Origin of the sequence: Streptomyces sp. AM 2-1-1, assembly GCF_029167645.1 — a bacterium.
GTDB lineage: Bacteria > Actinomycetota > Actinomycetes > Streptomycetales > Streptomycetaceae > Streptomyces.
The window spans coordinates 1,914,541-1,927,173 of the sequence record NZ_CP119147.1 but is presented as its reverse complement, the minus strand read 5'-3'; the positions used below and the strand labels follow the sequence as shown (position 1 = coordinate 1,927,173).

The window sequence follows — 12,633 nt, the reverse complement described above, 5'->3', positions numbered from 1 at the left end:
CGACGGCCGTACGACGGCCCGTAGCCGCCGCCCCGCTCGGGGGAACCGTCCCGCACGGGCCGGACAGTGGCACACCGAATCTCTAGTTGGGCCGGCGAGGGCGCCGGTCGGAGGGAAAGCGATGGGTAGGACACTCGCGGAGAAGGTCTGGGACGACCACGTCGTCCGGCGCGCAGAGGGCGAGCCCGACCTCCTCTTCATCGATCTGCACCTGCTGCACGAGGTGACCAGCCCGCAGGCCTTCGACGGTCTGCGGCAGGCCGGACGCCCGGTACGGCGCCTCGACCTCACCATCGCCACCGAGGATCACAACACCCCGACCCTCGACATCGACAAGCCGATCGCCGACCCGGTGTCCCGCGCCCAGCTGGAGACCCTGCGCAAGAACTGCGCGGAGTTCGGCGTCCGGCTGCACTCGCTGGGCGACGTCGAGCAGGGCGTCGTGCACGTGGTCGGCCCCCAGCTGGGCCTGACCCAGCCGGGCACCACCGTCGTCTGCGGCGACTCCCACACCTCCACGCACGGAGCCTTCGGCGCCCTGGCGTTCGGCATCGGCACCAGCCAGGTGGAGCACGTCCTGGCCACCCAGACGCTGCCGCTGGCCCGCCCGAAGACGATGGCCATCACCATCGACGGCGAACTCCCCGAGGACGTCACGGCCAAGGACCTCATCCTGGCGGTCATCGCCAAGATCGGCACCGGCGGCGGCCAGGGCTACATCCTCGAGTACCGCGGCTCCGCCATCGAGAAGCTCTCGATGGAGTCCCGGATGACCATCTGCAACATGTCGATCGAGGCCGGCGCCCGCGCGGGCATGATCGCCCCGGACGAGACCACCTTCGCCTACCTCGAGGGCCGGGCCCACGCCCCCGCGGGCGAGGAGTGGGACGCCGCCGTCGCGTACTGGAAGACCCTGCGCACCGACGACGACGCCGTCTTCGACGCCGAGGTGGTCATCGAGGCCGCCGCGCTCGCCCCGTTCGTCACCTGGGGCACCAACCCCGGTCAGGGCGCTCCGCTCTCCGCGAACGTGCCCGACCCGGCCTCGTACGAGGACGCCTCGGAGCGCAACGCCGCCGAAAAGGCCCTGGAGTACATGGGGTTGACCGCCGGGCAGCCGCTCCGCGAGATCGCCGTGGACACCGTCTTCGTGGGTTCCTGCACCAACGGCCGCATCGAGGACCTGCGCAACGTCGCCGCGATCGTCGAGGGCCGCAAAGTCGCCGAGGGCGTACGGATGCTGGTCGTCCCCGGCTCGGTCCGGGTCGCCCTGCAGGCGGTCTCCGAGGGTCTGGACAAGGTCTTCACCGCGGCGGGCGCCGAATGGCGCCACGCGGGCTGCTCGATGTGCCTCGGCATGAACCCGGACCAGCTGGCCCCCGGTGAGCGCTCCGCCTCCACCTCGAACCGCAACTTCGAGGGCCGGCAGGGCAAGGGCGGCCGCACCCACCTGGTCTCCCCGCAGGTCGCCGCCGCCACCGCGGTCCTCGGCCACCTGGCCTCGCCCGCCGACCTGTCCGACGACCGCACGCCTGCCGGAGTCTGAGAACCATGGAAGCTTTCACCGCACACACCGGCCGGGCCGTCCCGCTGCGCCGCAGCAACGTCGACACCGACCAGATCATCCCCGCGCACTGGCTGAAGAAGGTCACCCGCGACGGCTTCGAGGACGGCCTCTTCGAAGCCTGGCGCAAGGACGAGAACTTCGTCCTCAACCGCCCCGAACGCCGCGGCGCCTCGGTCCTGGTGGCCGGCCCCGACTTCGGTACCGGCTCGTCCCGCGAGCACGCCGTGTGGGCTCTCCAGAACTACGGCTTCAAGACCGTGATCTCGGCCCGGTTCGCGGACATCTTCCGCGGCAACTCGCTGAAGAACGGCCTGTTGACGGTCGTTCTCGACCAGGCGGTCGTGGACGCGCTGTGGGAGCTGACCGAGGCCGATCCCACCGCCGAGGTCACCGTCGACCTGGAGGCCCGCCAGGTGCGCGCCCAGGGCATCGAAGCCGGCTTCGAACTCGACGAGAACGCCCGCTGGCGGCTGCTGAACGGGCTGGACGACATCAGCCTCACCCTTCAGAACGAAGCGGACATCGCGGCATATGAGGTGTCAAGGCCGACCTTCAAGCCGCGTACCATTCAGGTCTGAGCAGCGCTTTTCCAAGACTGCGCCCCCTGCCTTCGGGTAGGGGGCGCAGTGGCTTGTTGAGACCCCGTCGGGCGACAACTCGCCCCAGATGGCACAATCGGTGCATGGAAGGCGACAACCAACTCAAGCTCTATGGCCAAGTCGCCGACCAATTGAAGGAAGCGCACGCGACGGTGCGCACACTGCAAGTCCCGGAGGGCGTACGGATGGCGCTGTCCCGGAAGCTGTTGGCCGTGACGGCGACGGCGAAGCACGATCTCTCAGGCGCGGCAAGGCGCCTGGACCGGTTGATGAAGGACCTCGATGAGGGCCGATTCCCCGAAGGTGACTGACTCCGCGGAAGTCCGCATCAGTCGACTTCGTTGCGGCACTAGGGTGATTAGCCCGTTTCGTGTTTGATTTGCGGTATATATCTGCCTAACGTGCGAAAACGCTTGAACACTTTCGTTCTGGCAATGTCTCCGAAGGGGAAGACGTGAACAAGGCACAGCTCGTAGAAGCGATTGCCGACAAGGTCGGCGGCCGCCAGCAGGCCGCGGACGCGGTCGACGCGGTACTGGACGCGATCGTCCGTGCCGTCGTGGCCGGAGACCGTGTCTCGGTCACTGGTTTCGGATCGTTCGAGAAGGTCGACCGCCCCGCGCGGTACGCCCGCAACCCGCAGACCGGCGAGCGCGTCCGGGTCAAGAAGACCTCGGTGCCCCGCTTCCGCGCGGGTCAGGGCTTCAAGGACCTGGTGAGCGGCTCCAAGAAGCTTCCCAAGAACGACGTGGCCGTGAAGAAGGCCCCCAAGGGCAGCCTCTCGGGCGGTGCTTCCACCCGTACGACCACGAAGGCCGCGGCGAAGAAGGCCACCGCCCGTAAGGCGGCGACGGCGAAGAAGACCACCTCCGCGGCCACCGCGACGGCGAAGAAGACCGCCGCCACGCCCGCGAAGAAGACCACCCCCGCAGCGGCGAAGAAGACCACGGCGGCCGCGAAGAAGGCGGCCACGCCGGCGAAGAAGACCACGGCCACGGCGAAGAAGACCGCCCCGGCCAAGAAGGCCACGGCCAAGAAGGCGCCCGCCAAGAAGACCACGGCGCGCACCACCACGGCCAAGAAGGCCGTCGCTCGCAAGAAGTGAGACCGGGCACGCGCTCGCTCTCGCACGTCGCGCCGGGCCGGGTTCCCCTCGGGGAGCCCGGCCCGCGGGCTGTCCGGCGCGCCGCGCGGCCGAGCGGCGTACCGCTAGAAGGTCTGCAGCGTGACCAGGTCGATCCGGAGCGAGGAACCCTCGCCCCGGCCCTCGATGCGCACCCGCTGGCCGGGGCGGAGCAGCCGCAGGCCGCCCGCGTCGAACGCGGACGCGGGGAAGTCCACCGGGGTGCCGTCGTCGAGCAGCACACTGCCGCTGCGGGTCACGGGGTCGTACGTGTACGCGGTCGCCTGCATGGCCCGCAGCCTATCGCCCGGTGGGCGCGGGTCCCGCGGACCGCGTGACGTCCCGCAGCCGTACGGCGTCCCGCAGTTCCTCCGTACGCGGCCCCACCCCCAGGGCCAGCGCCACCCGCAGGTCCTCCCCGGTGTCCACGTCCCGGCGGACCGAGTCGAGTCCCGCGGGCGGTACCTCCCGCGCCCCCGACGCGAGATGTCGCAGGCGGGACGGGCCGCCGAAAGCCGGCCGCAATTCCACTCCGGACCCGGCCGAGAGAAATGTCGTCCCGATTCCCTCGGCGTCCGAAAGAAATGCCCGGGGAAATTCGGACGAGAAGGCGAGTGCGCGCGACAATTCCGAGGCACGCAGTGCGGGGAGATCCGCGTTTAGCGCCGCCACCGGCGCCGACGGCCGCCCGGCCCGGACCCGGTCCGCGCCGTGTGCGAGCGCCGCGTTGAGGCCGGCTCCCGGGAGGTCGGCCACCACGCGGGCGCCCATCGCCGCCAGGGCGCCGGCGGCGACCACGTCGTCCGTGACGACCAACACATCCAGTACCTGGGGGCAGGAGAGCGCCGCGGCGACCGTGTCCTGTGCGAAGGCCAGGGCGAGTCGGGGCCGCAGGCGCTCACCGGTCGAGACCCGCAGCCTGCTCTTGGCGTACGCCAAGGGCTTCAGCGGAACGACCAGGGACCAGCGGCCGGCCGGGTCGGTGTTCGTGGCGATCTCCCCCTCCGTGAATGTCGGTCCCCATTCTCGCCTGCCGCTACGACGGGCTGCCGGTCCGGTTCGTGGGGCGGGGCGTACGGTGTTCTCGACAGAGCAGGGGCCTGGGGCGTGACATGACCGTCCGTGGCCAAGGCAGCAGGTCAGGTCCGAGTGAAGGGTGTCCGAGTGTCCCGCCGCAGAATCGGCTTCTGGTACCGCATGGCGGCGGTCATCGCGAAGCCGCCCCTGTTGGTCCTCTTCAAGCGTGACTGGCGGGGAATGGAGCACATTCCGGCCGACGGCGGTTTCCTCACGGTCGTCAACCACAACTCCTACGTGGACCCGCTCTCCTACGGGCACTTCCAGTACAACACCGGCCGGGTGCCGAGGTTCCTGGCGAAGGCGGCCCTCTTCCGCGCCCCGTTCGTCGGCATGATGCTGCGCGGCACCGGCCAGATCCCCGTCTACCGCGAGACCACCGACGCGCTGAACGCCTTCCGGGCCGCCGTCGCCGCGATCGAGGACGGGGAGTGCGTCGCCTTCTACCCCGAGGGCACGCTCACCCGCGACCCGGACATGTGGCCGATGAACGGCAAGACCGGCGCCGCCCGCGTGGCACTGACGACCCGGGCCCCCGTCATCCCCGTCGCCCAGTGGGGCGCCAACCTCGCGATGCCGCCGTACGCCAAGGAGAACAAGTACCGGTTCTTCCCCCGCAAGACCCTCCGCGTACAGGCCGGACCCCCCGTCGACCTCAGCCGCTTCTACGCCGGTGAGCCGACCCCCGAGGTCCTGCGCGAGGTCACCGAGGTCATCATGGCCGCGATCACCGAACAACTGGCGATCGTGCGCGGCGAAGAGGCTCCCGCCGAGCCGTACGACCACCGAAAGGCCCGCGCGGACCAGCGGCGCGAGGCCGAAGAGAAGGGCTCCCAGTGACACTCCCGCGCAAAGTGGCCGTCTTCGGGGCGGGCTCCTGGGGCACGGCCTTCGCCGTGATCCTGGGCGACGCCGGTTGCGAGGTCACCCTCTGCGCCCGTCGCGCCGAGGTCGTCGACGCCATCAACACCACCCGGACCAACCCCGGCTACCTCCCCGGTGCGGAACTGCCCGCCTCGGTACGGGCCACCACCGACCCCGCCGAGGCACTGCGCGGGGCCGAGTTCGCGGTGCTCACCGTGCCCTCCCAGACGCTGCGCGCCAACCTCGCCGAGTGGGCTCCCCACCTGGAGCCGGAGACGGTGCTCGTCTCCCTCATGAAGGGCGTCGAGCTCGGCACCGCCAAGCTGATGAGCGAGGTGATCACGGACGTGACGAAGGTCTCCGCCGACCGCGTCGCCGTCGTCACCGGCCCCAACCTCGCCGGGGAGATCGCCGAACGGCGCCCCGCGGCGGCCGTCGTCGCCTGCCGCGACGAGGCGGTGGCCCAGCGGCTGCAGGCCGCCTGCCACACCCCGTACTTCCGCCCCTACACCAACACCGACGTCGTCGGCTGCGAACTCGGCGGCGCGGTCAAGAACGTCATCGGCCTCGCGGTCGGCATCGCCGACGGCATGGGACTCGGGGACAACGCCAAGGGTTCGCTCATCACCCGCGGGCTCGCCGAGACCACCCGGCTGGGCCTCGCCATGGGTGCCGACCCGCTGACGTTCTCCGGACTCGCGGGCCTCGGCGACCTGGTGGCCACCTGCTCCTCGCCGCTCTCGCGCAACCACACCTTCGGCACCAACCTCGGCCGGGGCATGACGCTCCAGGAGGCGATCGCCGCCACCAGCCAGACCGCGGAGGGCGTCAAGTCCTGCCAGTCGGTGCTGGACCTGGCCCGCCGGCACGGGGTCGACATGCCGATCACGGAGACCGTCGTCGGGATCGTCCACGAGGGCAAGCCGCCGGTCGTCGCGCTCAAGGAGCTGATGTCGCGGAGCGCCAAGCCCGAGCGGCGCTGACCCGGCGGGGACCAGCAGGTACGCTCATCGCGATATGAGCAGCGAGAACCTCCCCCAGAGCCCTGAGCGTCCGAAGGGCCCCGCGCAGCAGCGCCGCAAGCCGCGTGTGGCTGTCGTGTTCGGCGGACGCAGCTCCGAACACGGCATCTCGGTCGTCACGGCCGGCGCCGTCCTGAACGCCATCGACCGCGACGTTTACGACGTCCTGCCGATCGGCATCACCAAGGACGGCCGCTGGGCCCTCACCGGCGATGACCCGGCCCGCATGGCCATCACCGACCGGCAGGTGCCCGACGTGGACGCGCTCGCCGAGTCGGAGAAGGGCGGCGTGGTGCTCTCCGTGGACCCGGGCAGCCGCGAAGTCGTCCTCACCGAACCCGGATCGGTGCCCCGCGCACTCGGCGAGGTGGACGTCGTCTTCCCCGTGCTGCACGGCCCGTACGGTGAGGACGGCACTCTCCAGGGCCTCCTGGAACTCTCCGGCGTCCCCTACGTCGGTGCGGGCGTGCTCGCCTCCGCCGTCGGCCAGGACAAGGAGTACATGAAGCGGGTCTTCACCTCCTTCGGACTCCCCGTCGGCCCCTACGTGGTCGTCCGCCCCCGCGAGTGGGAGAGCGACCCCGCCGCCGCCCGCAAGCGGATCGTGGACTTCGCCGGTGAGCACGGCTGGCCGCTCTTCGTGAAGCCCGCGCGCGGTGGTTCGTCCATGGGCATCACCAAGGTCGACGGGCTCGAAGGCCTCGACGAGGCGATCGAGGAGGCCCGCCGCCACGACCCGAAGTTCCTCGTGGAGTCGCTGCTGAGCGGACGCGAGATCGAGTGCGGGGTACTGGAGTTCGAGGACGGGCCGCGCGCGAGCGTGCCGGCCGAGATCCCGCCGGTCACCGCACACGACTTCTACGACTTCGAGGCGAAGTACATCGACGCGGCGGCCGGGCTCGTGCCCGCCCCGCTCACCCCGGAGCAGACCGCGGAGGTCCAGCGCCTCGCCGTCGCCGCCTTCGAGGCCGTCTCCTGCGAGGGCCTGGTGCGCGCCGACTTCTTCCTCACCGACGAGGGCGAGTTCGTCATCAACGAGATCAACACCCTGCCGGGCTTCACACCCATCTCGATGTTCCCGCGGATGTGGCAGGAGAGCGGAGTCGGTTACCCCGAGCTCGTCGACCGGCTCGTGAAGGCGGCCCTGAACCGGTCCACCGGACTGCGCTGACCCGCGGTGCGCACCCCGCCGGCCGGACGACACGACCGGCCGGCGGGAGTGGGCCTCAGAGGCTTTCGGGGACCGTCGCCCGCACCGGCTTCGCGAACGCGGCGAGCGGGCTGGCGTCGTGTGCGTACGCGCGCCCCATCGTGACCTCGACGTACGCCTCGCGGTACGTCGTGGTGAACCGGGGTCCCGCGTCCGGGCGTTGCTCCAGCATCCAGTTGACGCCGTCCGCGTCGATCGCCTTGGAATCCGCGTCCGCCATGGCGGCGGGCCGGGGCACCCCGCAGCGAAGTACGATCGCCCCGTCCCCCCAGCCGGCGGTCAGCTCGGACTCCGGTGCGGGATCGCCGCGTTCCAGCCCGGCCACGGTTCTCGGCAGCGCCTTGTCCAGGTCCGAACAGAGCGCGGCCGCCTCACGGGACGGCGTGGGGACCGCGACCGACGGCTGGGAGCCGCCGGAGCAGCCCGCCGCCAGCAGGAGCGCGGCGGCGGACGGCACGAGGAACGACGGGCGGAGCGACCGGCGGCGGGAAGACGTCACCGGTCCAGCGTAGACGGGGGTCAGAGGTGGACGACGGGGCAGGTCAGCGTTCGCGTGATGCCTTCCACCTGCTGGACCCGGGCGACCACCATGCGGCCGAGGGCGTCGACCGTGTCGGCCTGCGCGCGCACGATCACGTCGTAGGGACCGGTGACGTCCTCTGCCTGGATCACTCCCGGAAGTCTCGCGATGGTCTCGGCGACGATCGACGCCTTGCCCACCTCGGTCTGAATAAGAATGTACGCCTGTACCACGGAACCTCCAGGGCGGCCACGAGGATCATGTGGGGGAGAGGAACGCCACGTTATCGCGTCGCCGACGGGAGCGGGGAGACCCCGGGGCCGGGAGACGTCCCTAGCGTGGCGTACGGGGGAGCGCGGCGGACGCCTCCCTCAGCACCGGTGCCTGCCGCGGCGCCCGGGGCGACGCCGGCCACCCGCGAGCGCGGACCGGTCCGGCACAGGCCGGAGAACGGACGCGGACCCGTCGGAGCAGCCCGCACCGGACGTCCGGTGCGACGAACGAGAGGTGACACTCGGTGAAGGGAACCGTGGGCGAGTTGGGGGAGTTCGGGCTCATCAGAGAGCTCACCGCCCGGCTCACCACCACTCCGGCGGTACGGCTGGGGCCCGGCGACGACGCCGCGGTCGTGGCGGCTCCGGACCGCAGGGTGGTGGCCAGTACCGACGTACTGATCGAAGGACGTCACTTCCGCCGCGACTGGTCGACGGCGTACGACGTCGGACGCAAGGCCGCCGCGCAGAACCTCGCCGACATCGCGGCGATGGGCGCCGTGCCCACCGCGCTCCTCCTCGGCCTCGTCGTACCGGCGAGCCTCCCCGTGACCTGGGCCACCGAACTCATGGACGGGCTCCGTGACGAGTGCCAGGTCGCCGGGGCGGCCGTGGTCGGCGGCGACGTGGTCGGAGGGGACACCATCACCGTCGCGATCACCGCGCTCGGCGACCTCCGCAACCACGAACCGGTCACCCGGGGCGGCGCCCGCCCGGGCGACGTCGTCGCCGTCACCGGCTGGCTCGGCTGGTCCGCGGCCGGATACGCCGTGCTCTCCCGCGGGTTCCGCTCGCCGCGCGCCTTCGTCGAAGCCCACCGCCGCCCCGAACCCCCGTACCACGCGGGCCCCGCGGCGGCCGGGCTCGGCGCCACCGCGATGACCGACGTCAGCGACGGCCTCGTCGCCGACCTCGGCCACATCGCCGAGGCGAGCAAGGTCCGCATCGACCTGCGTTCCGGGCTCATCGACATCCCGTCCCAGATGTCGGACATCGGACAGGCGGTCGGAGTCGACCCGCTCCAGTGGGTGCTCACCGGGGGAGAGGACCACGCGATCGTGGCGACCTTCGGGCCCGACGTGAAGCTGCCCGCCCGCTGGAAGGTGATCGGCGAGGTCCTCAACCCCTCGGCCCTGCCCCAGGTCACCGTCGACGGAGCGCCCTGGACCACCCGGGGCGGCTGGGACCATTTCGGCGACATCGAGGACGCCCCGTAGCCAGGTCCCGTCAGCACGCCCGGGGCTCCGACCGGGTCGGTCCGCCCCGCGGTCCACGGCCGCGGACCGGGCCCCGCGGATCACGGCCGCGCGTCCGCGGCCAGTAGATTGCGGGGCATGCCGATACCTGCCGCCGTACCTCCCCGTGTCCTCACCGTCGCCGGATCCGACTCCGGCGGCGGTGCCGGCATCCAGGCCGACCTCAAGACGATGCTGGCTCTCGGTGTGCACGGCATGAGCGTGCTGACCGCCGTGACCGCCCAGAACTCCACCGGCGTGCAGGGTGCCTGGGAACTGCCGGCCGACGCGGTACGGGCCCAGTACCGCAGCGTCGTCGACGACATCGGCGTCCAGGCGGTGAAGACGGGCATGCTCTCCTCCGCCGCGCTGGTCGAGACCGTCGCCGCACTCCTCGCGGACACCGGCGCCCCGGTCGTCGTCGACCCCGTCGGGGTCTCCAAGCACGGCGACGCGCTGCTCGCCGTCGAGGCCCTCGCCTCGGTACGGACGGTGTTGCTGCCGCTCGCCACGGTCGCCACCCCGAACCTGGACGAAGTGGTGCAGCTCACGGGCGTGGAGGTCGCCGACGAGGCGGACATGCGGCGGGCCGCCGACGCCGTGCTCGCGCTCGGCCCGCGCTGGGTGGTGATCAAGGGCGGCCATCTGCCCGGCGAAGCCGTCGATCTGCTCACCGACGGCGACCAGGAGCACTGGCTGCGTGCCCCGCGCCACGACAACCGGCACACCCACGGCACGGGCTGCACCCTCGCCTCGGCGATCGCCTGCGGACTGGCCCGCGGCCAGAACGTGCCCACGGCGGTACGGAACGCGAAGAGCTACGTCACCGGGGCGATCGAAGCCGGTTTCCCGCTCGGCGCCGGGATCGGCCCGGTCGACCACGGCTGGCGGAGCCGCCGGGCCTGAGGCCGCGGAACGCCCCCGGACCCGGCGGACCGGGGGCGGATCCCCGCCCGGGCACAGCAAAAAGCCGGCCCACCGAGGTGGGCCGGCTTTTTGGGCAACCGGAAGGCTGCGCTACGACGGGGACGTCAGCGCGCGACCTTGCCGGCCTTGATGCACGAGGTGCAGACGTTGAGCCGCTTCGGCGTCCGACCGACCACGGCACGCACGCGCTGGATGTTGGGATTCCAGCGACGAGACGTACGGCGGTGCGAGTGGGAGATGCTGTTGCCGAAGCCCGGCCCCTTGCCACAGACGTCGCAGTTGGCAGCCACGGGTCACTCCAAAGACTTCAGGTGCACTTACAGTGAAATCCGGCGCGCCGGAATCAGTGAACTGAAGTGGCGGCACCGGAGGAATAGCCCGACTCTCATCGGGCAACCGAAACACCATACAACGGCTGCGTCGGTACAACGAAACTACCATGTCCGAGCCCACCGCCCTCCCGCTCCCCGTACCGGGCCACTCCCCGTCGGGCCGGGGTTAACCTGCGGAGCAGCCCGCCGTACACGGCCGCTTCAAGGAGGACCCAGGTGCCGCAGCTCCCCGACGACCTCGACGCCGTCGCGGTACGCACCTGGTGCTCGCTGGCCCTGGAGGCCCTGGGCCGGGAGCGCGCGGCGATCGACGCGATCAACGTGTATCCGGTCCCCGACGGGGACACCGGCACCAACCTCTTCCTCACCGTGGAGTCCGCACGGGCCGCCGTGGAGGCCGTCTTCACGGCCCGCGCCACCGGCCCCGCCGTGCCCGCCGCCGCGGACGCGGTACGCGCCATGGCGCACGGAGCGCTCCTCGGCGCCCGGGGCAACTCGGGCACCATCCTCGCCCAACTCCTGCGCGGCATGGCCTCCGTGCTCGCGGAGGGCGGGGACGCGGACCACCTGGCGCGGGCGCTCACGCGCGCCGCCGCCGCCGCCCGCCGGGCGGTCGCCCACCCCGTGGAGGGCACCATCCTCACCGTCGCCACCGCCGCGGCACGGGCCGCCGGAGCGGCCGGTGCCGGGGGCGGCGGCCTGGCGGCGGTCGCCCGGGCGGCGCACGCGGGCGCCGCCGAGGCGCTGGAGGACACCCCCCGGCGGCTGCCGGTGCTCGGCCGCGCCGGAGTGGTGGACGCCGGCGGCCAGGGCCTGGTGACCGTCCTGGGCGCCCTGGTGGAGACCGTGTCCGGCCGGGCCCCCGTACGCACCCGGCGGCCGGCCGCCGCCCCGGTGCCCGCGTCCGCCGACGGCGCCCCCGAACCCGTCCCCGGCCCGGTGGACGGCACGGAGGCGGTGCCCGGTGACGGACCCGCCTTCGAGGTCGTCTACCTGCTGGAGGCCGAGGACGCGGCGGTGGACCGGCTCCGCGACCGGCTGGACACCCTCGGCGACTCCCTCGTGGTGGTCGGCGGGGACGGCCTGTGGAACGTCCACGTGCACGTGGACGACGCCGGGGCCGCCGTGGAGGCGGGCGTGGAGGCGGGCCGCCCGCACCGGATCAGGATCACCCACTTCGGTGCCGAGCGCGCCCACCCCGCCCCCGGCCCCGGGCCCGCCCCGCGCGCGGTCGTCCTGGTCGTCCCCGGTGAGGAGCTCGGAGCCCTCTGCGCGGGAGCGGGCGCGGTCACGGTGCTCGCCCGCCCCGGGCAGCCGCCCGCCAGCGGCGAACTCGTCGAGGCGATCCGCCGCGCCCACGCCCGCGAGGTCGTCCTGCTCCCCAACGACGCAGGCCTGCGCCACGTCGCGGCGGCGGCCGCCGAGCAGGTCAGGACCGAGGGCGTCCGGGTCGCCGTCGTCCCGACCCGCGCCGTCGTCCAGGGCATCGCCGCGCTCGCCGTCCACGAGTCCGGCCGCAGCTTCGACGAGGACGTCGTCGCCATGACCGCCGCCGCCGGGGCCACCCGCTACGCCGAACTCGCCGTCGCCGAACGGCAGTCGTGGACCACGGCCGGCATCTGCCAGGCCGGCGACGTGCTGGGCCTGATCGACGGGGACGTGGCCGTCATCGGCGCGGACGTCCCCACCACCGCCCGTACGGTCCTCGAACGGATGCTCGCGGCCGGCGGCGAGCTGGTCACCCTGGTCCTCGGCGAGCACGCGCCGGACGCGCTGGGCGACACGCTGGAGGCGTACGTACGCGAGCGCCACCTCGCCGTCGACACCGTGGTCTACCGGGGCGGGCACCCGGCGACCCCGCTGCTGATCGGCGTCGAGTAGCGGC

15 protein-coding genes are annotated in these 12,633 nt (G+C 72.3%); 10 read left to right on the top strand and 5 right to left on the bottom strand.

Going from position 1 to position 12,633, the window contains the following annotated elements:
- The first annotated feature begins 121 nt into the window (after positions 1-121).
- The 4 genes from leuC to PZB77_RS08060 all read left to right on the top strand — a co-directional run bounded on the left by leuC (position 122) and on the right by PZB77_RS08060 (position 3,271).
- A complete protein-coding gene (gene leuC / locus PZB77_RS08075; RefSeq protein WP_275491886.1) occupies positions 122-1,546 on the top strand; it encodes a 3-isopropylmalate dehydratase large subunit in 1,425 nt (474 codons plus the stop codon).
- Between the two features lie 5 nt (positions 1,547-1,551).
- The gene (gene leuD / locus PZB77_RS08070) at positions 1,552-2,145 is read left to right on the top strand and encodes a 3-isopropylmalate dehydratase small subunit (protein WP_275491885.1); all 594 of its coding nucleotides are present in this window, start codon (positions 1,552-1,554) and stop codon (positions 2,143-2,145) included.
- A gap of 104 nt (positions 2,146-2,249) precedes the next feature.
- The gene (locus PZB77_RS08065) at positions 2,250-2,477 is read left to right on the top strand and encodes a hypothetical protein (RefSeq protein ID WP_275491884.1); all 228 of its coding nucleotides are present in this window, start codon (positions 2,250-2,252) and stop codon (positions 2,475-2,477) included.
- A gap of 143 nt (positions 2,478-2,620) precedes the next feature.
- Positions 2,621-3,271, top strand: a complete 651-nt coding sequence (locus PZB77_RS08060; RefSeq protein ID WP_275491883.1) for an HU family DNA-binding protein — start codon at positions 2,621-2,623, stop codon at positions 3,269-3,271.
- Positions 3,272-3,375: 104 nt separating this feature from the next.
- Here the strand turns inward: PZB77_RS08060 and PZB77_RS08055 are convergent, their stop codons facing one another.
- Positions 3,376-3,579, bottom strand: coding sequence for a hypothetical protein (locus PZB77_RS08055; RefSeq protein WP_275491882.1), 204 nt, complete (start codon positions 3,577-3,579; stop codon positions 3,376-3,378).
- A gap of 10 nt (positions 3,580-3,589) precedes the next feature.
- Positions 3,590-4,285 carry a 2-phospho-L-lactate guanylyltransferase gene (gene cofC / locus PZB77_RS08050; RefSeq protein WP_275495960.1) on the bottom strand — a complete coding sequence of 232 codons (696 nt, stop codon included), beginning with the start codon at positions 4,283-4,285 and terminating at the stop codon, positions 3,590-3,592.
- A 168-nt stretch (positions 4,286-4,453) separates the two neighbouring features.
- Between cofC and PZB77_RS08045 the strand changes: the two genes are divergently transcribed.
- From PZB77_RS08045 to PZB77_RS08035, 3 genes are read left to right on the top strand one after another with little or no spacing between them, the layout of a single operon-like run.
- Entirely contained in the window at positions 4,454-5,206 is a 753-nt protein-coding gene (locus tag PZB77_RS08045; RefSeq protein WP_275491881.1) for a lysophospholipid acyltransferase family protein, read from the top strand.
- Positions 5,203-6,213 (top strand): NAD(P)H-dependent glycerol-3-phosphate dehydrogenase, encoded by a 1,011-nt coding sequence (locus tag PZB77_RS08040; protein ID WP_275491880.1) that lies wholly within the window; start codon positions 5,203-5,205, stop codon positions 6,211-6,213. Before PZB77_RS08045 ends, PZB77_RS08040 begins: the two co-directional genes overlap by 4 nt.
- Positions 6,214-6,247: 34 nt before the next feature.
- Positions 6,248-7,423, top strand: a complete 1,176-nt coding sequence (locus PZB77_RS08035) for a D-alanine--D-alanine ligase family protein (RefSeq protein ID WP_275491879.1) — start codon at positions 6,248-6,250, stop codon at positions 7,421-7,423.
- A gap of 55 nt (positions 7,424-7,478) precedes the next feature.
- On the opposite strand, the gene PZB77_RS08030 is transcribed toward PZB77_RS08035, so the two are convergent.
- The gene (locus tag PZB77_RS08030) at positions 7,479-7,961 is read right to left on the bottom strand and encodes a DUF3515 domain-containing protein (RefSeq protein ID WP_275491878.1); all 483 of its coding nucleotides are present in this window, start codon (positions 7,959-7,961) and stop codon (positions 7,479-7,481) included.
- Positions 7,962-7,981: 20 nt separating this feature from the next.
- On the bottom strand, positions 7,982-8,215 hold the full coding sequence (locus PZB77_RS08025; RefSeq protein WP_275491877.1) for an Lrp/AsnC ligand binding domain-containing protein: 234 nt from the start codon (positions 8,213-8,215) through the stop codon (positions 7,982-7,984).
- A gap of 284 nt (positions 8,216-8,499) precedes the next feature.
- Here PZB77_RS08025 and PZB77_RS08020 point away from each other — a divergent pair, with 284 nt between their 5' ends.
- Both PZB77_RS08020 and thiD read left to right on the top strand, forming a co-directional pair.
- Positions 8,500-9,471: a thiamine-phosphate kinase gene (locus tag PZB77_RS08020; RefSeq protein ID WP_275491876.1), complete on the top strand. Its 972-nt coding sequence runs from the start codon at positions 8,500-8,502 to the stop codon at positions 9,469-9,471.
- 117 nt (positions 9,472-9,588) lie between these two features.
- The gene (gene thiD / locus PZB77_RS08015; RefSeq protein WP_275491875.1) at positions 9,589-10,395 is read left to right on the top strand and encodes a bifunctional hydroxymethylpyrimidine kinase/phosphomethylpyrimidine kinase; all 807 of its coding nucleotides are present in this window, start codon (positions 9,589-9,591) and stop codon (positions 10,393-10,395) included.
- Positions 10,396-10,520: 125 nt separating this feature from the next.
- Here the strand turns inward: thiD and rpmB are convergent, their stop codons facing one another.
- Positions 10,521-10,706 carry a 50S ribosomal protein L28 gene (gene rpmB, locus PZB77_RS08010; RefSeq protein WP_019762972.1) on the bottom strand — a complete coding sequence of 62 codons (186 nt, stop codon included), beginning with the start codon at positions 10,704-10,706 and terminating at the stop codon, positions 10,521-10,523.
- 258 nt (positions 10,707-10,964) lie between these two features.
- On the opposite strand from rpmB, the gene PZB77_RS08005 reads away from it, so the two are divergent.
- Complete coding sequence (locus PZB77_RS08005; protein ID WP_275491874.1) at positions 10,965-12,629, top strand: DAK2 domain-containing protein; 1,665 nt, start codon at positions 10,965-10,967, stop codon at positions 12,627-12,629.
- Positions 12,630-12,633: the final 4 nt, after the last annotated feature.

Excerpts from the sequence above, each read along its gene's own strand:
- leuD (WP_275491885.1), top strand. The coding sequence starts at position 1,552 with ATGGAAGCTTTCACCGCACACACCGGCCGGGCCGTCCCGCTGCGCCGC.
- PZB77_RS08035 (WP_275491879.1), top strand. The coding sequence starts at position 6,248 with ATGAGCAGCGAGAACCTCCCCCAGAGCCCTGAGCGTCCGAAGGGCCCC.
- PZB77_RS08065 (WP_275491884.1), top strand. The coding sequence starts at position 2,250 with ATGGAAGGCGACAACCAACTCAAGCTCTATGGCCAAGTCGCCGACCAA.
- thiD (WP_275491875.1), top strand. The coding sequence starts at position 9,589 with ATGCCGATACCTGCCGCCGTACCTCCCCGTGTCCTCACCGTCGCCGGA.
- leuC (WP_275491886.1), top strand. The coding sequence starts at position 122 with ATGGGTAGGACACTCGCGGAGAAGGTCTGGGACGACCACGTCGTCCGG.
- PZB77_RS08055 (WP_275491882.1), bottom strand. The coding sequence starts at position 3,579 with ATGCAGGCGACCGCGTACACGTACGACCCCGTGACCCGCAGCGGCAGT.